The 21,841-nt window shown below is 68.1% G+C and carries 15 protein-coding genes and 3 pseudogenes; 9 read left to right on the forward strand and 9 right to left on the reverse strand.

The genetic code is table 11. The features are described 5' to 3' along the window. Positions 1 to 23: 23 nt before the first annotated feature. Complete coding sequence (locus ABZ904_RS41300; RefSeq protein ID WP_359409713.1) at positions 24 to 1,100, reverse strand: pyridoxal-phosphate dependent enzyme; 1,077 nt, start codon at positions 1,098 to 1,100, stop codon at positions 24 to 26. 76 nt (positions 1,101 to 1,176) lie between these two features. On the opposite strand from ABZ904_RS41300, the gene ABZ904_RS41305 reads away from it, so the two are divergent. Then, positions 1,177 to 2,079 (forward strand): LysR family transcriptional regulator, encoded by a 903-nt coding sequence (locus ABZ904_RS41305; RefSeq protein ID WP_361829236.1) that lies wholly within the window; start codon positions 1,177 to 1,179, stop codon positions 2,077 to 2,079. Between the two features lie 421 nt (positions 2,080 to 2,500). Here ABZ904_RS41305 and ABZ904_RS41310 read toward each other — a convergent pair whose 3' ends face one another. Beyond that, entirely contained in the window at positions 2,501 to 2,689 is a 189-nt protein-coding gene (locus tag ABZ904_RS41310) for a hypothetical protein (protein WP_359409717.1), read from the reverse strand. A 99-nt stretch (positions 2,690 to 2,788) separates the two neighbouring features. Here ABZ904_RS41310 and ABZ904_RS41315 point away from each other — a divergent pair, with 99 nt between their 5' ends. From ABZ904_RS41315 to ABZ904_RS41325, 3 genes are all read left to right on the forward strand, one after another. After that, a complete protein-coding gene (locus tag ABZ904_RS41315; RefSeq protein WP_361002607.1) occupies positions 2,789 to 3,100 on the forward strand; it encodes a phosphotransferase in 312 nt (103 codons plus the stop codon). Positions 3,101 to 3,958: 858 nt separating this feature from the next. Continuing rightward, the gene (locus ABZ904_RS41320; RefSeq protein ID WP_359409721.1) at positions 3,959 to 4,180 is read left to right on the forward strand and encodes a hypothetical protein; all 222 of its coding nucleotides are present in this window, start codon (positions 3,959 to 3,961) and stop codon (positions 4,178 to 4,180) included. 340 nt (positions 4,181 to 4,520) lie between these two features. Next, positions 4,521 to 5,150 carry a hypothetical protein gene (locus tag ABZ904_RS41325; RefSeq protein ID WP_361002610.1) on the forward strand — a complete coding sequence of 210 codons (630 nt, stop codon included), beginning with the start codon at positions 4,521 to 4,523 and terminating at the stop codon, positions 5,148 to 5,150. Positions 5,151 to 6,050: 900 nt separating this feature from the next. Here the strand turns inward: ABZ904_RS41325 and ABZ904_RS41330 are convergent. Next, positions 6,051 to 7,468 (reverse strand): annotated as a pseudogene (locus tag ABZ904_RS41330) (IS200/IS605 family accessory protein TnpB-related protein); the annotation flags it as partial. A 317-nt stretch (positions 7,469 to 7,785) separates the two neighbouring features. Between ABZ904_RS41330 and rodA the strand changes: the two are divergent. Beyond that, positions 7,786 to 8,979: a rod shape-determining protein RodA gene (gene rodA / locus ABZ904_RS41335; RefSeq protein ID WP_359409234.1), complete on the forward strand. Its 1,194-nt coding sequence runs from the start codon at positions 7,786 to 7,788 to the stop codon at positions 8,977 to 8,979. A 143-nt stretch (positions 8,980 to 9,122) separates the two neighbouring features. Here the strand turns inward: rodA and ftsW are convergent, their stop codons facing one another. The 4 genes and pseudogenes from ftsW to ABZ904_RS41355 all read right to left on the reverse strand — a co-directional run bounded on the left by ftsW (position 9,123) and on the right by ABZ904_RS41355 (position 14,378). Further along, positions 9,123 to 10,331 carry a putative lipid II flippase FtsW gene (gene ftsW, locus ABZ904_RS41340; RefSeq protein WP_361829243.1) on the reverse strand — a complete coding sequence of 403 codons (1,209 nt, stop codon included), beginning with the start codon at positions 10,329 to 10,331 and terminating at the stop codon, positions 9,123 to 9,125. Positions 10,332 to 10,565: 234 nt separating this feature from the next. Beyond that, a pseudogene (locus ABZ904_RS41345) lies at positions 10,566 to 11,375 on the reverse strand (FtsW/RodA/SpoVE family cell cycle protein); the annotation flags it as partial. An 812-nt stretch (positions 11,376 to 12,187) separates the two neighbouring features. Further along, a complete protein-coding gene (locus ABZ904_RS41350; RefSeq protein WP_361002613.1) occupies positions 12,188 to 13,597 on the reverse strand; it encodes an LCP family protein in 1,410 nt (469 codons plus the stop codon). A gap of 514 nt (positions 13,598 to 14,111) precedes the next feature. Beyond that, on the reverse strand, positions 14,112 to 14,378 hold the full coding sequence (locus ABZ904_RS41355) for a GlsB/YeaQ/YmgE family stress response membrane protein (protein WP_361002616.1): 267 nt from the start codon (positions 14,376 to 14,378) through the stop codon (positions 14,112 to 14,114). 85 nt (positions 14,379 to 14,463) lie between these two features. On the opposite strand from ABZ904_RS41355, the gene ABZ904_RS41360 reads away from it, so the two are divergent. The 4 genes from ABZ904_RS41360 (at position 14,464) to ABZ904_RS41375 (ending at position 18,786) form a co-directional block, all read left to right on the forward strand. After that, a complete protein-coding gene (locus ABZ904_RS41360) occupies positions 14,464 to 14,610 on the forward strand; it encodes a hypothetical protein (protein WP_359409240.1) in 147 nt (48 codons plus the stop codon). 135 nt (positions 14,611 to 14,745) lie between these two features. Beyond that, on the forward strand, positions 14,746 to 15,108 hold the full coding sequence (locus tag ABZ904_RS41365) for a metalloregulator ArsR/SmtB family transcription factor (protein WP_359409242.1): 363 nt from the start codon (positions 14,746 to 14,748) through the stop codon (positions 15,106 to 15,108). Continuing rightward, the gene (gene mgtA, locus ABZ904_RS41370) at positions 15,092 to 17,770 is read left to right on the forward strand and encodes a magnesium-translocating P-type ATPase (protein WP_361002620.1); all 2,679 of its coding nucleotides are present in this window, start codon (positions 15,092 to 15,094) and stop codon (positions 17,768 to 17,770) included. Before ABZ904_RS41365 ends, mgtA begins: the two co-directional genes overlap by 17 nt. A gap of 95 nt (positions 17,771 to 17,865) precedes the next feature. Then, positions 17,866 to 18,786 carry an undecaprenyl-diphosphate phosphatase gene (locus ABZ904_RS41375; RefSeq protein WP_359409246.1) on the forward strand — a complete coding sequence of 307 codons (921 nt, stop codon included), beginning with the start codon at positions 17,866 to 17,868 and terminating at the stop codon, positions 18,784 to 18,786. Between the two features lie 233 nt (positions 18,787 to 19,019). On the opposite strand, the gene ABZ904_RS41380 is transcribed toward ABZ904_RS41375, so the two are convergent. After that, on the reverse strand, positions 19,020 to 20,702 hold the full coding sequence (locus ABZ904_RS41380; RefSeq protein WP_361829241.1) for an LCP family protein: 1,683 nt from the start codon (positions 20,700 to 20,702) through the stop codon (positions 19,020 to 19,022). 560 nt (positions 20,703 to 21,262) lie between these two features. After that, positions 21,263 to 21,697, reverse strand: a pseudogene (locus ABZ904_RS41385) (LCP family protein); the annotation flags it as partial. Positions 21,698 to 21,841 lie beyond the last annotated feature (144 nt).

The raw sequence follows: 21,841 nt of genomic DNA on the forward strand, positions 1-21,841 counted from the left end.
AGCGTGGCTGATAGGCTGCGGGCTCAGTCGGCGATGTGGCCGACGACTTGGGGAATTTCGAACAGGTTGCCGGTGTCTCCGGTGTGCAGGAACGCGACGTTGCTGTCGACGGGGATCCGCCCGCTGCGGGCGTGGTCGAGCAATCCTGCGAGTCCCTTGCCGGTGTAGACGGGGCCGACGAAGACGCCCTCTGCTCGGGCCAGCTCGCGGATGGCTGCTGTGCTTTCGGCGGACGCGACGGCGTAGTCCTCGCCGATGAAGCGCTGGTCGATGTCGATCTCGGCGCGGATCGTCGCGTCGTCGGGTACGGGCGCGCCCAAGGTGGCCAGCACCGCCTTGGTCCGTTCGACAATCACGCCGGGGTTCATCCGGTTTCCATCGTTGAACCTCTGGATGGAGATCGACCGGAACTTCACCGGGTGTCCCAGACTCAGCTTGGCTGCCAGCATCCCCGGCAGCGCCGTCCCGGTGCCGATCGTGTGGTAAACGTAGTCGAGCTCGACCCCTGCGGCATCGGACTGTTCAAGCATCTCCCGGAACGTCAGGGCGTGCGCGATGAAGCCGTCGGGGTGCGCACCACCGGTCCCGACAACGAGGACCTTGTGCCCTTGCGCTTCAAGTTCGGCCTTGCGCTCCGCGATGGCGTCGGTGATCCGCGCGGCCTCGTCCGGAGAATGCCAGACGTTGCCGCTGACGTTGATGACGTGGGTTTCGACACCCATCGTCTTGTTGAGCAGATAGTTGCCGCGGAACTCGCCGAGCTCACCATGCCGGGGCACGTTCCGCGTCAGAACCAGGATCGGCGTGATTCCTGCGCTCAGGCAGGCGGCGGCGAACTGCAGACCCGAGTTGGTCAGGTATTCGCCCCGGGTGATGACGTGTGTCACTCCGTTCTCGAGGGCCCGGCCCAGGATGAACTCGGCCAGGCGCATCTTGCTCCCGCTGATCGCACTAGGTCCTGCCAGGTCCTCGCGCTTCATGAAGAGGTTGATCCCGTACGCCGCCGACAGGTTGGACAAGGCGTGGAACGGAGTGGGGTAGAACCCGACCCGGCATCGGGGGAGTTTGTTGATCGCGGTGTCGAATTGCGTGAAGTCCATGCGTCTAGCGTCAGCCAGGCCTCTGGATTAGCACAAGCAATGATCTCTTCTTGGTCGATAAGCTACCCTTAACTCCATGTCTTGGTTGTTCGATCCGCGGCATCTGGTGACCCTTGCGGCTGTCGTGCGGCTCGGCTCGTTCGCCGCTGCCGCAGAGGAGCTGGGCTACACCCAGTCCGCGGTCTCGCAGCAGGTTGCGGAACTGGAACGACGGGTCGGTGCGCGAGTCGTGGTCCGGCGGCCCGTCCGTGCGACCGAGGCCGGGCAGGTCCTTCTCGACACCGAGGCCGCGATCAGTGCGTCGATGAGTCGCGCTGCCACCGAGCTCGCGGCGCTCGCGGACGGAACCGGCGGCGAGGTGCGGCTCGGCGCGTTCATCTCGGCGGCAGCCTCCATCGTCCCTCCCGCGCTCGCACGCCTGCGTGCGACCCATCCGGCAGTTCACATCACACTCCGTGAACTCGAGCAGCGCGAAAGCCATGCGCTGCTGTTCCGGGGAGAGATCGACCTGGCCATCACCTTCGACTACGACCACGCTCCCGGGCCAGTGCCCGCCGGGCTCATGCAACAGCACCTCATGGACGATCCGATCATGGTCGTCCTTCCCGTCGGTCATCCCCTGGCCGGAGCTGACAGTGTCACCCCAGCCGACCTGCCGTCGGACGCATGGATCAACACCGCGGTCGACGTCCGCGACTTGGCGGCGTCACCCGTCGACGGCGTCCGGGGAAGCGGACATCGTTTGGACTTCGATGGCATGGACTTCCGCACTGCGCTCAATCTCGTCGCGGCGGGTCTCGGCGTCGCGCTGCTCCCGCGGTTGTTGCTGTTGGACGCTCCGCCGAGCGTTGTGGTTCTGCCCATGCGGCAGCCCACAATCGTCCGTCGTCTCTACACCTGTCGGCTCGATACGAGAGGCGTGACCGCATCGATCAGGCGGCTGGAGATGTACCTCCGGGAGGCAGTGGCGGAACTCTGAAATGCCGCACCGATCCTCTAGATCCAAGACAGAGCAATGCGATAGGCACCCTCCTTCGACTCGCGAGGCGCGCGTCCACGATTGGCCTGCCTGGACCGCCGCCTCTGTTGGTGCGGTGACGATCCAGCCGGCCTCGGGTCAACGAGCTTTGGCAGCATGCCGTTGACCAGCTGCCTGAACAGCGGCATGAACTTGGGCTCCTCAGCCTTGCCGAGCGTCTCTGATTGGCTTAGTGAGCCTGAGCGTTGCTCAGCCTTGGGAGTCAATCGCCTTCGTGCCCTGGTAGTGAACGACAGGAGCCGCCGGCCCGCGTGGCACGTCCCTCCGGACGCTGGTCGACCGGGCCGCCAGACCCGACCGAGGAGGGTGCCCGACGTCGCCTGGGCGCCGGGCGTGCGCGTAGCACTCTGCCACAGGTTCACTACGGTTCGCTAATCCAACTGGTGAGCCTGGCCAGCTTCAGTCTCCCGCCCACGACCTCCAGCGCGCTGTTGTCCGGCAGTCCAGCGGCGACCTGGACGTACGCGGCGTGCGAGGCGGAGGCGAGTTCGGCGAGGTGTCCGGCTGGCTCGCCCTCCAGGCCGACGACGGCGTTGGCTACTGCCTGCACGAGCCGCTGCGTCGGCACAACCGCCGCAGTGGCTCACTGGAACGTTGGGTCACGGCTGTCGGCGCCGACAGCCCGCCTCGGTCGGCCGGGGCTGACGCAGTGCACATGGATTTCCATACAGGCAACATGCTGGCGCCCGGCGGGGAGATCACCGGGGTCGTCGACTGGGACGGCGCCGCCCGCGGAGATCGTCGATTCGACCTGGTCACCCTGCGCTTCGGCATCCACGCCGAGGAAAGCGACCCGGGGGTGACAGAGCGTCTCGAGGCCGTCCTCGCTTCGCTCCCTGAGGAGATCCTGCGTCTAGCATGGGCTCACATGAGCCTTCGCATGGTCGACTGGGTCATCAGGCACTTCACCGCGATCGACGTGGAGCACTGGCTGGACCTCGCCGAACAACGCGTGAGCTGACGTCTCGGCAAGGAAATGACACGGAGCTGAGACACAGCTGTCTGGCCAAGCAGTGAGACAACCGGTGAAGCCGCAGGTCACGGGACTACGGTATGCCGCGAATTGCGAGAACCTACACCATTTGCAGAGTCTCACATTTCGTGGCCGAATCTCACGAACGATGGCCAAGCGATGGCCGAACGGCCACGAAATGTGAGACTCCCTGGTCGGAGCTTCCACTTGTTTGGGGTGGTCTGATCGTGAGTCAGAACGTCCCTGGGCAACGTGGCTCTCGTAGGGGAGCTTGGGCTGGAATTCAGGGTGCGGCCACGTCTGCATTGGTCCTCGTCACGGATCTGCTTCAGCTTGCGCGGCGCGCACCCGCCCATCTCGGGCAGCTGGCCATACGGAGGGCCGCGCGCTTCCAGGTGACGGGTCGTGTTCGATCAGGCGTTTGCGGTTGCCCAGTACGTCGTAGGTGTAGGTCTGCCAGTAGCCGTCATGGTGCTGGTGACGTTGGTTGCCGTGCCTTTGCCGGAGGTGTCGCTGTGGACCGGTGCGTGGGCCGTCTGGCCTGGGGCAGTACAGCCCTCGGGTGAGGTCCATGTCTGCGGCAGTTGGCCGAGGGACGTACCGCCACACTGCTGAACCCGCGATGACGCCCCGGTCGCCCGGCGCGGCCGCTACCAGACCGGCTGCTAGCGTCGCGATCCGTGCACGCAGGACGGAGGTCGCTGTGGATGGCAAGGACATGGGGCGGGCCTTCATCGGGGCCCACGTGGATCCCCACCCCGGGGCGATGACCGTGGCTGGTGCCGTGGATGACGCCGCCGACCCTTCGTATCCCGCCATCAGGCACACCAAAGCGGCGGACTCGCCGTGGTCACAGCCGACAAGAGGGGGAACAGGGCTCGGTTCGACACCCCGAACACGACCGTCGGCGTCGCAGCCGCCTCCGGAGCCCTGGGAGGCCTGGTCTTCAGCCTGCCTTCCCTCGACCCCGGTGTTGGTCTGCTCGGCAAGCTCGCCGCGTCGGGCATCACTGACGAGTTCCGCTGCAGGTCCAAGCTCTCCTCAAGCCTGGTTCGGCGGCCGTCGTAGTAATGGCCCTGAAGATCATCGAGGACAAGTTCACCGCGGCCATGGAGCCATACGGCGGCATCGTGTCTGAGAGCGTCGCTTTCGGACGAAGCCGAGAAGGAGCTCGCCGAGCAACTCGCGGGCACAGCGGCTGATGGCTGGGACGCACGTTGGGCGCACCTCGGCGGGCCGCACGTCTCACGCAGCCGCGCTGCAGCACCAACCCGCATCATCCAGTGGCCCATTGCGTTGCGGCGCTTGCGGCCTGCCGCGCGATGCGCCCACCTACTCATGGGACGCCCGGCACTGATCAGCCAGCCAGTGGCCGGGCCCGCCGCCGACAGGGAAAGGACCGCATACCATGGCCGACGGCGTGTCAGAAGCGAAGAGGCAACCACAGCGACAACGGACCACCGCGGCACTGACAGGGCTCGTCGTCGCGGCATTCGGTGCGGCGTCACTGGTTTCGTGCACGAACAACAACAGCAAGACCGGCGCGACACCTACACCACCGAACACCGCGTCGTTCTCGGGCACACTACCCTCCGCTCTGGCGTCGCTCGGCGAGTCCGCCAAGGCTTCCGCCCTCGCCTCGGCCTCGGCTGCAGCCTCCTCCGCCTCCGCTGCCGCCTCGGCATTCGAAGCCTCGGTCTCGGCCGAAACCGCCCGTGCCAACGCCGCTGCCGAGAAACAGCTCAAGAACGTCAAGGGCGGGGGTAACGCGAGGTCCGACGTATCGCTCACCGGCAAGCCAAGATCCGAGACGGGCGGCTTGCTCGCGGTCCTCGTTAATATCACCAACCGCACGGACAAGCCCGCCTCTTACGCGGTCCAGGTCGACTTCCGTGACCCCGGCGGCAAAGTTGTCGAGACGCGTTTCGTAGGCGCTCAGCAACTCAAGCCTGGAGAGAAGGTTCAGACAATCGCTGTCAGTCGGAAACCTCCCGAGCCACGGCTGACAGGCGAGATCGCCAAGGCGCAGCGGTACTGAGAGTCCTGCCCCAACGCGCCGCAGCCGGGAGCGTCCCCCGGGCGGTTGATCTTGGTTTTTGAGCTGGTCAGTGGGTTGTCGGGTAAGGCAGCCCACGACTGTCTGCCCTACACCCAAAAGACCCGCCGTGTCGTAGAGCGCTGATGGCCGCCCCGCGAAGCTGCGCCTGTTTCTGATCCGCGGTGACGTCTTCAGGCTTGGTCCCCGGCGCATGCTTGCACAGGCATCTGGTACCTGTCCGGGGCGGCGCCGGGGAAGGAGCGGCCGAGCCCACATCCTGCGACACGCCAGGGATTCAGGTCCTAATGAGCGCGTCCATGTGGAGGTTGCGGGGGTTGAGGGGCGGCGGGCCAGGGTCGGTGGGCTGGATGCACCTCGGCATCCGGTCCGGTCCGATCCGAACAGGAGCCCAGGCATGTGGCCGGCGCAGCCCGCGCATCCCTACGATGATCCGAAAGAGCCCCTCGAGCGGGCGTGGCGGTGGGGCCACCTCGAGTATTGATCTACAGCGTGAGCCTGAAGGCGTTGAAGTTGTCGCGGGGCCCGAAGAAGTCGTGTCCTACCTGCCACGGCAACGGCTGTCTACCGCGGTGCGAGCGCGGCACCGACTACGACCCGAACGTGTCGGAGCCGTGCCCGCACTGTCCGAGGTTCCGGGTGTTGGTTCCTTGGCTACCGCTGTGACCGGTGGGCACGGCCGACCGGGTGTTGATGTGGAGGTGGCGCCGTAGGCGCACGCGGCAGGCGCCTGCCGACTGCACGACGGCCCGCAACCATGAGACAGCGCCAGCGCAGACGAGTCCTGCCCTGGCTCTCGCAATGTCGACGAGCTGCCCTTCTAGTCGCCACCGGCCCCGGCCGGGGCTGTCCCATCGTGTTGCTGGCAAGGCACCGTTCCCGGTCAGCGTGCAGGAGTGAGTCTTGTACCCAGTCCTGGTCAGCTGGCGCATCCCGAACGGTGGTGGATGCACTGGTCGGCCGCCTTCGCGCCGCGTCCGGCGACAGGGATCGTGTTCGTGGTCCGGGTATGCGGGGGCGGGTTTCCTCACGCCCTGGGGTGCCGTGTCCGGCCTGGGCGGTCCGATGCCCCGCATGATCGCTCTGGTCGTGTGGGGGCGGTGCCGTCCGTCGCCGGATGCGGTGCCCGAGGGCGCGCCTGCCGATCGCGATGCTCGCGGCATCGTGACGGGTGGTTTTCCTGGTCGTGTGGGTGAGGGGCCCCAGCCAGTGCTGGGCGCCCCATCTGCTGGTGTAGGCCGGGTCGACGGCGATGATGGTGATGCCGAGTTCGGCCGCCATGCTGACGAGCCTTGCCCGCAGCTTGGATACCGGCATGCCGGAGATCACCTGCCTGAACCGCTTCTGGCGGCCGTGTTTCTCCCGGGTTTTCTCCGTGCTGAAGTCGAGGTCTTCGATCGCGATCGACAGGCCGTGGCGTTGGGCCCAGTGCAGGAGCCGGATCAGTGCATGCCGTACCTGGGCGTCACGGTGCATCGCGGTGCCGGACAGGTCGTAGAAGAACCGGCGCGGTTCGCCGACCGGATTGCCGTGCTCGTCCAGCCGCCAGGCGGCCAGATGGTCGGCGTTGGTATCGACACCGACCAGGCCGCCTGTGCGGGCGTGGGACAGGGGGACGGTCTTGACTGGTGGGATGGTCCAGGAGGCGGTGAGGTACCAGCGGGAGCGGTCTGTGTCGTAGTGGATGCGGTAGGCCACGGACCGGTTCGTGGTGATGCGGTCGGCCCACTCGTCGCTGCGGTGGTGGAAGAGGGCAGCGCCGGTGAGCGTATACCGGCCATGCGGAGCGGTGGCCAGGTGAGCGAGCGGCGCAGGCAGCTTCAGTGACACCTCGCCCTCAGGCGTGACGCGGATGGTCTCATTACCGAACCGCTTGCCCGATTCCCCGTCCGCCTGCAGGAACCAGCGCGATGCTTCCCACTGCTGCCGCACTGGGCCTGCGTGAGCTGGGCGGCGTGCAGCTGGTGCCGGTTGCGCGCGAGCCGCTTCCCGCCGCGCACCACCCGGACCCGGCCCACGGCGCGGTCGGCCTGCTCGGCACTCAGCCGGTCTTCAAGGACCTGCAGGCGCCGGGACTTGGCGAACCACTCCCGTGCGCTGCGGTAGCCGCCCGGCTTCCGCTTGTTTCCCTTCTCCCCGATCGGAAGGGACAGGCGGTGCGCGATCGTCCGCACGCCCGCCTGAAGGCTGTGGATACGCGCGAGTTGGGCACGCCGCGCTAACGCCCACTGATCGTGCGCGGCCTTGGTAATACTCCCGGCCCAACGCGACGAAGACTCCTTTGTCAGGGCTCACTTACGCTCCGCTCTCACTGGTCCAGGAACGGCCTGTCGGCGGCTGGGAACCGGGAACACGCCGACTCGGCGGCAAGGCAAGATTTCACTAGTTGCGCAACTGTTGAATGATAGCGTTCCACAGCGTGCGGGCCTGGGCGGCCCGTGGCCGTACGAACACAGCGGGGGAGGAAGACCGTGCGCCTGCACCTCGCCCCGGAGAGAATCAGCGTGACCGGCGACCGGAGCGCCCGTGCCATGATCGGCCAGAATGATCTTGTGCAACTGGCACATCGCACGCGGGACTTCGGCCCCGTCGCGGCCTCCCGGCCGGGGGATCCGCGATGAGCGCCGGGAGTGGGCTCGCGGGACAGTGGCGTTCGGAGCCGACCAGGTGGCGGGCCTGGCTGGCACCCGGCTCGATCGTGCGGCGGCTGGACTGGCCGCTGCTGGGTGCGGCGCTGGTGTTGTCCGTGCTGGGTGCGATGCTGGTGTATTCCGCCACCCGGGGACGGACCCAGCTGACGGGCGGCGATCCGTACGCGTTCCTGGTCCGCCACGTCATCAACATCGTCATCGGGATCGCCCTGGCGGCCGGTGCCATGTGGCTGGGTCCGCGCCGGCTGCGGGACCTGGTGCCCGTGCTGTACGGCATCACGCTGCTGTTGGTGCTGTTGGTGCTGACCCCCGCAGGCGCCACCATCAACGGCTCGCGGCGGTGGATCCTCATCGCCGGCATGTCGATCCAGCCCGCCGAGTTCGTCAAGGTCACCATTGTGCTGGCCATGGCCCTGCTGCTGACCACCAAGGTGGACGCGGGCGACCGGCAGCGCCCGGATACCCGCAGCGTCCTGGAGGCGCTGGCGGTGGCCGGCGTGCCCGCACTCCTCATCCTGCTCACCCCGGATCTGGGGCAGTTCATGGGCATCGGCGTGATCGTGCTCGGGGTGCTGCTCGCCTCTGGAACGTCCGACTGGTGGGTGGCTGGTTTGCTGGCGGCCGGGGTTCTGGGGGCGGTGGCGGTGTGGCAGTTGCATCTGCTGGACCAGTACCAGGTCAACCGGTTCGCCGCGTTCGCCGACCCTGCCCTGGACCCGTCCGGGGTGGGTTACAACACCAGCCAGGCCCGGATCGCCATCGGCTCCGGCGGCCTTTTGGGGCAGGGACTGTTCCACGGAGCGCAGACCACCGGGCAGTTCGTGCCGGAGCAGCAGACCGATTTCGTCTTCAGCGTCGCCGGGGAGGAACTCGGCTTCGTGGGGGCCGGGGCGCTGATCCTGCTGCTCGGGGTGGTGCTGTGGCGGGCGTTGCGTATCGCACGGGCATGCCCGGACCTGTACGGGACGGTGGTCGCGGCCGGGATCGTGGCCTGGCTGGCGTTCCAGGCGTTCGAGAACATCGGCATGAACCTGGGCATCATGCCGGTCACTGGTCTGCCCCTGCCGTTCGTCAGCTACGGCGGCTCCTCGATGTTCGCCGGCTGGATCGCCGTCGGTATCCTGCAGAGCATCCGCCTCAAGCGCCCGCTGACCGCCTGACCGCCGCCGCGTGTGCGTCCCCGCTCGCTTCGGGGCCGGCTCCGCGCCTACCGTGCACCCTGTCACATACGACGTGACGTCGGCCGGCCCCGACCATCCGTCGCTCCGGCAGGTCTCGCCCCGGGTCGATGCCGACATGGCGCTCATCGGCCGCGTGGCGGTCGCCGACGGAGTGGCAGACGTCGCAGGAGCGGCAGGGCTCCGGTGCGCTTGCGGGTGGTGAGTGCGGCGCGGACTGCGGGCTCGCTGCGGGCCAGGGTGAGCAGGAGTCCCACCGCGTACAGGGCCGAGACGAGTGCGCTGCCACCGTAGGCGAACAGCGGCAGGGGCACGCCGGCGATCGGCAGCAGCCCCAGAACGCCGCCGATGTTGATCGACGCCTGCACGGCGAGCCAGGTCACGATGCCTCCGGCGGCGTACCGGACGAAGTGCTCCTGGGCTCGGGCGGCGATCCGCAGGCCACTGGCGCACAGCGCGGCAAGCAGGCCGAGCACGGTCAGGGTGCCGACCAGGCCTAGTTCTTCGCCGGTGACGGCGAAGATGAAGTCGGTGTGCGGCTCGGGTAATTGGCCCCACTTTTCCACGCCGGCGCCGATGCCGTCGCCGAACAGGCCGCCCGTGGACAGCGCGTACAGTCCGTGTACCACCTGCCAGCACTGGTCACCGGGGCCGGGGTCGCTCGCTCCGAGGCAGGCGAACCGGGACACGCGGTGTGCGCTGGTGGTGATGAGTACGGCGGCGATCAGCCCGGCCGCGGCCAGCGCGGCCGCGAATAGCCGCAGCGGCGCACCGGCCAGCCACAACAGGCCGAACAGCACGGTGCACAGGATCACCGCGGTGCCCATGTCTCCGCCCAGCAGCACCAGTCCGGTCAGCAGCATCGCGCCCGGCGCCAGCGGGACGAGCAGGTGTTTCCATTGGCCCAGCAGCTGGTGCTGCTGCTTCCCGGCGAGCAGGTCCGCACCCCACACGACGAACGCGGCCTTGGCGAACTCGCTGGGCTGGAGCACGAACGGCCCGCCCAGGGCGAGCCAGTTGGTGCTGCCGTTGACCGTCCGTCCCAGTCCCGGCACCTGCACCAGAGCCAGCAGCACTATGACGGCGGCCAGCAGCGGATAGGCCAGCCACCGGTGCCCGCGCACCGGCATCCTGGCGGCCAGCAGCAACAGCGCCACGCCGATCACCGCCGCCAGGACCTGGCGGCGCAGGTAGAACGTCGGTGTCAGCCCGTAGCGCAGGGCCTGGATCTGGGAGGCGGAGAACACCATCACCAGCCCCAGAGCGCCGAGAAGTGCCGCACCGCCGGCCACCACGTAAAAGGCAGTCAGCGGGCGGTCCCAGGCCCGCCGCATCCGCACCACCGCGGTGCGCGGCGGCACCCCACGCCGCCGACTGGCTGTACCGCTGGCCACGCGCCCGCCGCCCGGACTTCTTCCCTCACCCCCGGTCCGGGTCCGCCGGATCGCGCGCGTTGCTGTGCCGCTCCGAGTGCTTGGCGTTCTTCTTTCCACGGCGAGACTTTAAGAGTTGCGCAGCTGTGAAACCATTTTGGCGCGCGAGCAGTAGTGGGCGCGCACTGGCACGGGTCACGGTCGGACGATGTGTGTGTCGGCGGCGCTCAGATCTATGGGTGGCTGGGGTGCGGGGCGGCGGGCGGTGTCGCTGACCTTGATCAAGAGGGCGACGAGCAGCCAGTTGGCGACCATGGAGGAGCCGCCCTGGGCGAGGAAGGGCAGGGCCTTGCCGGTGAGGGGGATGAGGCCGGTGACCCCGCCGACGACGACGAACGCCTAAAGCACAACCGCGGTGGCCAGGCCGGCGGCTAGCAGCTTGCCGAACGGGTCAGTGACGGTCAGGGCGGTGCGCAGGCCGCGCTCGGCGAGCAGCGCGTAGAGCAGGATGAGGACCGTCACGCCGGTCAGGCCGAGTTCCTCACCGACCGTGGTGAGGGTGAAGTCGCTGCGCCCGGCGATGCCGATGAGCTCCGGGTGCCCCGAGCCAAGGCCAGAGCCGAGCATGCCGCCGGAACCGAAACTGTAAAGCGCCTGGGCGGCCTGATCGGACACGAGACCCGCAGGACGGCGCTCGGGCGGCAGGAGGATGTCCATAGGATGCAGCCAGGCGACCACCCGGCCGTGCACGTGCGGTTCGAAGGAGCCGACGACGAACGCCCCGACGGCGAACATGACGGCGCCGAATACCACCCAACTGGTCCGTTCGGTCGCCGTGTACAGCATGATCACGAACAGGCCGAAGAAGATCAACGACGTGCCCAGGCCCCGTTCGAAGACCAGGACGAGCAGGCTGAGGATCCATACGGCCGCGACCGGACCGAGCTGCCGCCCGCGCGGCAGGTACAGGCCCATGAACCGCCGTCCGGCGAGCGCCAGGGCGTCCGCTGAAGTCCACCCAGATCCTCGGCGCTCGTCTACCTCCGCTCCGTCCCTCGGCTGATCCCACCGCCGGACTGAACCGCCGCGGGGGCCGGACGTTACACGTTGCTGCGGCAGCCGCACCCCCCGCGTCCGGCCGATGCCGAGGCGCAGGAGCACGAACCGTGCCGCCGCTGGAGCCACCAGGTTCGGGCCGCGAGCACCGAGAGGGCGACGGCCACGCTGAGCCGCCAGCCGACGACCGCCGAGGCTTGTCGACAGAGCAGTAAACACGGCCAGGGGCTCGCCGCAAGCAGCTCTGCGTCAGGTGCCGCTCTGGACCAACAGAATGATCCGGTCGGGATCGAAGACCGCCCATCGTGGAGTCGGTGCGCCCGACAGCCGCAGTTGGCACCATGTGACGCCGTCAGGGTTGGCCCACCATCCGACGATGACGCCTGGCCATGGGCAGCCTGCGCTGTCATGTACCTCTACGGGCTGGTAAGCGGGCCGGATCTCGTCCTCTGGCGGGAGCGAGCAGCCCTTCACCAGGTCGTCGAGTACGCGCTCCGCGGTGGCTGTATCACGCACGGTTCTGGCCTTCCCTCTCGGCTCTACCGCTATTCCATTATTGCGCAACTATTGATGTATTCGCCTTGGTGTCGATGTATGCGCACCCGGAGCGACAGGGGAGGCGTGGATGCGCCGCCGCTCGGGGTCACTTGGTGGGCGGATGCACCGTCGGTGGCCAGAACCAGTACCGTTCCTCCAACGTCGTACGGCGGGCCGTGCCAGCGCGGCCTGCGCTGGCACGGCCCGCCGCGCTGTCCCTAACCCTATGAGAGATCGGAACAGAGGTCGTCATCAGCCGAGCGGGCGCTGGTGGCCGCGGATGTAGGTGCTCGCGAAGCCGGAGCCGTTGACGGCGCCACGTGCTGGCCCAGAATCACGGTGACTTCCGCTGCCGCAATGGGCTGGAGTTGGGCGCCAGGGAAGAGTTTGGCGATCTTCTCGGCCTGGGACTTGAGGGCCGCGCTGTACTGAACGAGTGTGATGGCATGGCCGCGGCTGCTGGCGTTACCGGTCCTGGAAACCGTGAAACCGTGACGCATCAGGGCCTGAGCCGCCCTTGAGGCCAGTCCGTTGATTCTCGTGCCGTTGTAGACCGCTACGGCGGCTGGGCGTCCGGAGACTGTCATTTCGACGCCTGGTGACGGGGAGGCCGCGACAGCATCCGCCCGTTGGGACTCCATCACTCGGCCCGCGTCCGCACCGCCGATGGCGCGATCGGCCTTGAGAGCCGCCCAGAGCTTGTCGGCGTCAGGGTGGACGACGGCGACGCGCGATCCCTGATAGCGCCAGGGAACCGTGACGAATTTGATGTTGTGCAGGTCGACCTCCTTAAGCATCATTGCGAAGGAGACCAGTTTGTTCGCCGTGCCCAGACCGGGGTCGACGGTCATCGCCGTGGTGGCGGCCTCGGCAAGTGGCAGGAGTCTGGCCGGAGTGAGTCCGTCACCCTTCACCTTCTTGATCAAGCTGGCCATGAACGCATGTTGCCGCTTGATGCGCCCGATGTCAGAGCCGTCACCCATGCCGTGCCGGATGCGGACGTAATCCAGCGCCTCAAGTCCGGAGACGGTCTGCGGACCCTTGTGAAGGAGAAGCCGGCCACGGGCGGCACGGTGAGGGCTGAGGTCCTTCTGGTAAATGTCCTGTGGCAGGCACACCCGAACTCCGCCGACAGCCTCGGTCAGCTTCGTGAAGCCCTTGAAGTCGACGACGACCGTGTGGTCCACGCGCAACCCGGTCAGTTGTTCGACGGTGTTCTGAGCGCACGCCGGGTTGCCGCCCACGGTCTGACCGACTGAATAGGCCGCGTTGAACATCGTGTTGGTCCGCGCCGCGCTCCACGTTCCGTCCGGCAACCTGCACGGCGGAATCGTCACCAGCGTGTCCCGCGGGATGGACACCACTACGGCGTGCCGGTGATCGCTGTAGACATGCAGCAGGAACGCGGTATCGGCGCGCCCTACGTCTGCCTTGTCGCCGCCGCCCAGCTCGCTGTTTCCGTCGACTCGGCCGTCAGATCCGATGACCAAGACGTTTTCCCCTTTCCCCGCTGACCCGGGCCGGTTGCCGGAGATGCCGTCTGCGTCGAACGTATCGATTTCGCCGGCCAACATCAGAAGAGTGCGACCGAAGCCTGCCGTGCCCAGGACCAGCAAGGAAATGCCTGAGACCATCAGGAGTCGCATCCGGCGGCGTCGCCCGCCCATGACCCGGCGGGACGTCCCAGGGCGCGAATACGCGGGCGCCGCGAGACGAAGGCTCCGGCCGCGTCGCGGCTCCTGATGGCTGATCGGCATACGCGCCCCTCGCCTGCACACAGACTTCTACAGTTGCGCAATGTAGCAATCATTCGACGCGGTGTGATGGCTTCTACTTCAGTGCCGCTCCGGCAACGAGCAGCGCGAGCAGCTCGTTCGGCTCGGAACCTCTGCGCGGCCGTCCCCTGAACGCTCTTCTTCTTGATGCCGCCCCGCGAGGGGAACCCGACAATCCCCTGCCCACCGTGTTGAACGGCCTATGTTCCTACCAATCCTCGACCCTCAGGCCGCTTCCGATGTTGCGTCAGCCGGCATTGGAGGGTTCATCACCTGGCCGTGGATCTGGGCGAGCCCGCGGTGGGCAGGACGTTCCAGGACCTACTGCCCGCCGTCCGTCTCACCTGAGACCGGAGCGGTCGCAATACCGGACTCAGTCGCGGGAGTTACCGAACAGGATGCGATAGCCGATGAGCAGCGCAAGCGAGCCGCCGATGGCCGCGCCCCAGGTGTAGAGGTCGAAGAACTGCTTCTGCACGGGGCGGTGGAGGAAGTGGGCGGAGATCCAGCCGCCCACGAAGGCGCCGGCGATGCCGATGAGGGTCGTGCCGATCAGGCCGCCCGGGTCTCGTCCGGGCAGCAGGATCTTGGCGATGGCTCCGGCGAGCAGCCCCAGGATCATCCAGCTGATGATGCCCACGTCGTTGTCCTCCAGCGCGTCGGGCCGTAGGCGGAAACATTCCCGCCCAGCCCGCGATGGTGTATTGCTCAGTTGCGCAACTTGCATGCACTCGGAGGAGGGCGTCGGGCGGCGATTTGGTACGGGCGCGCTGATCGGCGCGGGTGCGGCCGGCCTGATCGGCGGGGCGCTGCTCAACGAGGCCTTCGACGACGAGCTGGACGTTGTCGTCGACAACTACTACGAGGAGTGAGTGAGTCCTCGCGAGCGCTCGTCCGTCCACAGGGGTGGCCGGGGTGCCCTTGTGCGGCATGACGCTGCAGCATCGGCGCCTACACTGGGCGGGCGCATGTGCATTGGCCGTGATGCGGGCGGATGGGAGAGGACTGTGGCGCAGATCGCTGGTGGCTACCAGGATCCTCCCGCCGAGGTACTGGCGGAGGCATCCGCAGCCTTCGGACTGCTGGCCTCGACAGCGCGTCTGCACATCATGTGGGCCCTGTCCGAGGGCGAGAGCGACGTCACCCACCTCGCCGACCGGGTGGGCGGGGCACTGCCCGCCGTCAGCCAGCACCTGTCGAAGCTGAAGCTCGCCGGCCTCGTGCGGGCCCGACGGGAGGGGCGGCGACAGGTCTACTACGTGGACGATCCCGACGTCGTCACCGTCGTCCGGCTGATGGTCCGCCAGCTGACCGCTCGCACGGAGGAGCTCGCCGTACCGGTGCGCCGACTGCATGGGACCGGTGCCTAGGATCGCCTCGGCCTCGGACCAGGGCGCTGAAGCGCCACTCGCCGGGGCCACGCCGACGCCACCGGCGGAACACGTCGTCGGGACGTCCGGTTATGGACCCGGCGCAGGAACGGCACTTCAGATCCTGCGGCAGCTGGACAGTGGACCGCGGGGGCTGACGGAAGCGCAGGCCGCTGATCGTCTCGCCGACTCCGGGGAAAACATCCTCCTGGCCCGGCAAGCCGCCTCCTGGCCGCAGCTCCTGCTGCGCAGCCTGCACGACCCGTTCACCGCCGTACTCCTGTGCCTCGGTCTGGTCTCCGCCGCTGTCTTCGCCTGGTCCACCGCCTGCGTGATACTGCTGCTGGTCGCGGTCAGCTGCGTGCTGCGGGCCTCCGGTGAGTACCAGGCCGACCGGTCCATGGCCGGGCTGCGCGAGCTGGTCGCCACCACCTCCACCGTGGTGCGGCGCGCCGACAAGGAGGTGCCGCCGACGGTTCGGGAGATCCCCGTGGCGGAGCTCGTCCCCGGTGACATCATCAAACTGGGTGCTGGAGACCTGGTCCCCGCGGACGTACGGCTCCTGCGTGCGAGCGGGCTGACCGTCCACCAGGCTGCCCTGACGGGCGAGTCGGCTCCCGTCGCAAAGAGTGCCGGAGACATCCCGTCCCCGGACGGCAGCACCGTATTCGGGCAGCCGCAGTGGTGCTTCCAAGGCAGCGGTGTCGCTTCCGGCAGTGCCACCGCCGTCGTCGTCGAGACCGGAGCGCGTACCCGACTCGCGGCCGCACAGGGGACTACTGCCCGGCAGCGTGAGGCGAGTGCCTTCGACCGGTCGGTGCACGGCATCTCCTGGATCCTCATCCGCTTCATGCTCCTCACCCCGCCCCTGGTGCTGATGGCGAATGCCGCGCTGCGCGACCGCGGCCTGGAGACCCTGCCGTTCGCCGTCGCCGTGGCGGTGGGATTGACCCCGGAGATGCTGCCGGTCGTCGTCACCAACTGCCTGGCCCGGGGTGCCTCCCGGCTCGCCCGCATCCACGGCGTGATCGTCAAACGACTGCCGGCGCTGCACGATCTGGGTGCCGTCGACGTGCTGTGCCTGGACAAGACCGGCACCCTCACCCAGGACCGGCCGGTTGTCGCACAGGGCCTGGACGCCGACGGCCAGGACGACCCCGGCGTCCTGGCATGGGCAGCGGTCAACTCCTGGTGGACCCTGCAACTCGCCGACCTGCCTGAACCGGACTCCCTCGATGAGGCGATTCTGGACGCGGCTGACGAGGACGCCCTCGTGGCGCACGACGGAGTGGCGGCCCTGCCCTTCGACCCGGTGCGCCGCCTGTCCACCGCCGTCGTCCGCATCCCCGGCCTACTCGGCAGGCACACACTCGTCGTCAAGGGAGCCGTCGAAGCCGTCCTGGAACGCTGCGTTCTAGAGGAGGATGAGCGTCGGCGCCTGTCGGCCCTTGCGGCCGGCGCGGCCGAGGACGGGCTACGGGTCCTGGCGGTGGGCACCGCTGAACGCCCGGCCCGTACCCGCGACTACACCCTGGCCGACGAACGCGGCCTGACCTTCATCGGCTTCGTCACCTTCCACGACGCCCTCGCACCCACAGCCGCCGCAGCCCTCGCCGCCCTGGCCGAACGAGGCGTCACGATCAAGATCCTCACCGGCGACCACCCCGGTACCGCCGCCCGCGCCTGCCGCGACCTGGGCATCCCCCTCGGCCCCGACGGTGTCCTCACCGCCGACCGCGTCGACGCCCTCACCCACACCGAACTCACCGAGCTCGCCCGCCGCACGCCCGTCTTCGCCCGCTGCACCCCCGAGGACAAAGCCCGGATCAGTGCCGCGCTGCGCACCGGCGGGCACACCGTCGGTTTCCTCGGGGACGGCGTCAACGATCTGCCCGCCCTGCGGGCCGCCGATGTCGGCATCGCTCCGCGCGACGCCGCGGACGTGGCCCGGGAGAGCGCCGACGTCGTGCTCGCCGAGAAGGACCTGACCGCGGTCGACCACGCCATCGGCGCCGGTCGCTACAGCAGCGGCAATGTCGCCACCTATCTGCGGATCACCCTGTCGTCGAACGTCGGCAACGTCATCGCGATGCTCGCCGCGGGCCTGCTCCTGCCGTTCCTGCCCATGCTCCCGGCCCAGGTCCTCGTGCAGAACCTGTGCTTCGACACCGTCCAACTCGCCTTCGCCTACGACCGGCCCCACCCGTCGGTGCTGCGCCGCCCCACGGTGTTGAGTCCGCGTGACGTCCTACGCTTCATCACTGGATTCGGCGTCCTCAACGCCGTCGCCGACCTGGCTACCTTCGCCGTTCTCGCTCTCGCCCTGCACGGTCCGGGCACCGGCGACGACGAGGCGATCTTTCACTCCGGCTGGTTCACCGAGAACCTGCTCACCCAGGCCCTGGTCATGGTTCTCCTGCGCGCCGGACGCCGGCTCTTCGAGGGCCGTTCGATCGATCCGATCGGCTGGTCCGCGGCTGCCCTGGCCGTCGTCGGCCTCGTGCTGCCACCCTCCCCGCTCGGCCCGGCGCTCGGCCTGACGACACTGCCCATCGAGTACTACCTGCTCCTTACGGCCGTCCTGGCGCTTTACGCCACCGGCCTCGTAGTGGCCCGCGCACGTTACGAGCGTCATCTCTCCGGCCGCCCGGCAGACCCGTGAGAACGGCGAGCTCTTGCAGCGTCGGCGCGGTGTTCTCGCCTAACTCGGTACCGCCGTCAACCTAACTTTTACACTCGTGTAGTAGGTTCCGGGCCATGTCCGTCCTGACCTACCCCGAAGCCGTGGGCGTCGGCCTGCTGCAAGGCGTCACGGAGCTGTTCCCCGTATCCAGTCTCGGGCACAGCATCCTGATACCCGCCCTTCTGGGCGGGCACTGGAAGCACGACCTGGACGTGTCTGCCGATGGGTCCATGTACCTCAACGAGCTGATCGGTCTCCATCTGGCCACGGCGCTCGCGCTGGTCGTCTACTTCTGGCGCGACTGGCTCCGAGTGATCCGCGGTGTGTCCACATCGATCACGCAACGCCGCATCCAGACCGTCGACCAGCGGCTCGCCTGGCTGATCATCACGGCCACCATCCCGGTGGGAGTCGCCGGCCTCGCACTCGACAAGTTGTTCCGCACGACACTCGGTCGGCCCGTGCCGACCGCGATCTTCCTCGCCCTCAACGGGATCGTCCTCTTCGTCACCGAGCAACTGCGGCGCGGTGGCACGGGTCGTCGGCGGGCAGGGGCATCCACCGTGGAGGGACACGAGCGACTGACGCCGGAGGAGCAGTCGGACCTGCGGATCACACGGATGACCATGCGCCACGCCATGGCGATCGGCGCGGCCCAGATCCTCGCCCTGCTCCCCGGGATCAGTCGCTCCGGTTCGACCATCAGCGCCGGCATTTTCCGCGGCCTCAACCACGAAGACTCCGCACGTTTCGCGTTCCTGCTCGCCACCCCGGTGATCGGCGGCGCGGCCCTGCTCAAGTTGCCCCCGCTGCTCGGGCCGGAGGGGAACGGACTGCGCGGCCCGCTCCTGGCGGGCAGCGTGGCCGCCTTCGTCGCCGCCTACCTCGCGACCCGCTACCTCGTCCGGTACTTCGAGAACCGGACCCTGATTCCCTTCGCCATCTACTGCACGATCGCGGGGCTCGGCAGCCTGGCCTACTTCGCCATCGCGTGATGGGCCGGCGCACTCCATCAGCTGCCTGACGGGTGCCGGATCCGGCACGTCTCGAGGGCACAACCCCGACCGTCAGGCCCGGGCGTATGCCGCGCGCTCTCGCACAGCGCGCGGCAGTGCCGGGTGCCGGCCACCTCGGCACTGTCCAACTGGGCTGGTCCGGATCGACCACCGCACGGTGGCATCCGGGGAAGACCGCCGAAACAGGACGGCCCAAAGAGGGGCCGGCGGTCTCAGGCGTCGGAGTCGGGTTGGTTGCGGGCGGCAGCGTACGCCTGGGCCGGGGTCATGCTGACGCCATTGAGCGAGACGGTTCTGTACGGGCTGACCTGAGCGCACGTCTTGGACTGGTCGGCGGTCTGCGCGTGAGCGTTGGAGACCGCGGCGTGGGTGTCGGCCGGCGCCGGGGAGGAGCTACCGCCGGGGTAGGTGGTGCCGCTGGGCCAGTCACTGCCGATCACCAGGGTGAGGCGAGTACCGCTGCCCTGCTTGAGGTGCGAGGCGGGCAAGCCGAGCGCCTTGGCCACGGTCTGGGCCTGGGGCTTCTGCCCGATCCCGTAGGTGAGGATCGTGGTGGCCGCCGTGCTCGGGGCATTGGCCGTGGTCGTGCCCGAGCTGAAGCCCTTGTCGGTCAGGGCGGTGGCGAGGACGGAGGCGCGCCCGCCGATGCCTGTACCGTTCTCGATCTTCACGGCGACTTGAGAGGCGTCGACGGCTTGGGCAGTGGCGGAGGCCGTGGCGGACTTCTTGCCGGAGGTTCCGGTCAGGGACTGGTCGTTGGCGATGGTGGAGAACAGGGCTTTGGCGCCGGCACCGACCACCAGCCGCGCGTTGTTGTTGGGGTCGGGGGCGGTCTGCATGGTGGTGAAGGTGATCTGCTTGGAGGGAACCTTGTTCAGGTCGGTCGCCAGACCCACCAGCTTGCTGACGCTGCCGAGGCCGTCATCGACGGTGAGGGCCTTCGTGGCCGCATCGGCGAGACCGTAGACGGCGGAAGGGTCGGTCAGAGTGCCCGCGCTCTTGAACTTGCGGATCATCGAGCTGAGGAACATGTGCTGCGCGTAGGTGCGGCCCAGGTCACTGCCGTCGCCGAAGCCGTGCCGGGAGCGGACGAACTCCAGCGCCGCGACCCCCTTGAGGGTGTGGCTTCCCTTGGACAGCTTCAGGTGCGAGTACGTGTCGTACACGTTGGAACTGACACAGACCGATACCCCGCCGACCGCGTCGGACATGCTGACCACACCCGAGAAGTCGACCTTCACGAAGTGATCTATCGGGATACCGGTGAGCTGGTGAACCGTGGCCACCTGGCACGCCGGCCCGTACGACAGGGCACTGTTGATCATGCCGTAGTACCCGGACGTGAAGGTCCCGCCGTCGGTGTTCTTGCAGGCCGGCACATTGGTCATGGTGTCGCGGGGGATGCTCATCACCGTGGCGTTGGACCGGTCGGCGGCTATGTGCACCACCATCTCCACATCCGCGTTCTCCCCGCCGGTCTGCACGCCGGTCTGCGCGCAGCCGCCGCCGAGTTTGCAGTCGGTCGCGCTGGTACGGCCGTCCGATCCCATCACAAGGATGTTGATCGGGGTGCGGCCGAAGGCGTCCGCCTTCTCGGTGCCGCCACTCCCGCCGAGCGCGACGCTGTGGATGTTGTCATTCAGGTGCTGGTAGAACCACCAGCCGGCGCCGGCGGTGACGACGACCAGAACGGACAGACATATCGCGGCGACCCGCAGCGCCCGTCGCCCGCGCCGCGCCGGCTGGGCGCGGCCCCCAGCGCGCGAGGCCGCTCGTGCCGCTGCCCGGCCGCCTGGCCGCCGCTCATCAGCGGGCACGCCGCTACGCGGGCGGGGCACCTGGCCGGTGCGGCGGCGCGTGGCCCGGCGATCGGAGCCGTCCCGCAGGTCACTCATCTCCCACTCCACGAACGGTCGGGCCCATCAGGCCGTCGGTTGTGCGGCCAGGCGTGTACGGCCGCATCCATCGGGCGAAGTGGGACGTCACTCGATTGCGTAGTTGCGCAATCTAACAAACGAATGGTCTGTTCAGCACAGGCCCTCCCCAGATTCACAAGGTGACGGATCCCATAGAACCCCCACTACCTCGTCCACCTCGCCTCTGTGGTGGCCACGCCCTTGACCGCAGCGCCGCCGCGCCGTCAGCGAGGCTGCGTCCCTACGTTGCGGGCTCAGCCGAGCTGGCCGACGCCGGATGGCAAGGACCCCCAAGGCGACCAGGGTCAGCAGGGCGAGCCCGAATGCCACGCGGCACACGGCAAACGGCGTGAAGTTGCGTGGAAATGTACTTCACGAACCATGCGAACGAGTAGGGTCCGGCCCCTCGCACCCCGTCAGCCGCCCGATCCGTAGGTCAGGCCGGAGTACAGGTCGTCGTCAGCCGGACGTGCGTCGTCCGCGACCGAGGTGGGCGCGGTGGTCGGCGCAGTCGAGGCAGAAGGGGGCCTCGTGGCGTTGCCGCCGGTGTCCTTGCCGTCGATGGTGTGATCGTCCTTGAGGGCGGCCCACAACTGGAAGACCACCGGCTGAACCACTGCGACGCGTGGGCCCTCGCAGCGCCAGGGGGTGGTGACGAACTTGGTGTCGTGGAGGGCGATGTTCTTCAGCGACATGGCGAAGGTGATCAGCTTGTTCGGTGTTCCCAGTCCTGGGTCGACAGTCATCGACTCGGTGGCGGCCGAGGCGAGCGGCAGGAGCTTGGTCGGCGTGAGGCCGTTGCTCTTGATCTTCTTGAAGAGGCTGGAGGTGAACGCTTGCTGGCGTTTGATGCGGCCGCTGTCCGATCCGTCGCCGATGCCGTGTCGGATGCAGACGTAGTCGAGGGCCTTCTGGCCCGAGACGGTCTGCTCGCCCTTCTTGAAGATCAGGCTGCCTCGGGTGGCGCGGTTGGGCTGGGGAACTGGTCGTTTTCGGATGTGCAGGAGCGTGTGTGAGTGTGCGGGAGCATGTACTGGTTCGTGGCGTTGCAGCGCGCACGTCGTATGGCGGGCACTGATGAGTTCCTAACGGACGTCAAGCAGATCGTGGTGATCTCG

The sequence above is a fragment of the Streptomyces sp. NPDC046900 genome (genome assembly GCF_040644975.1).
Classification (GTDB): Bacteria; Actinomycetota; Actinomycetes; order Streptomycetales; family Streptomycetaceae; genus Streptomyces.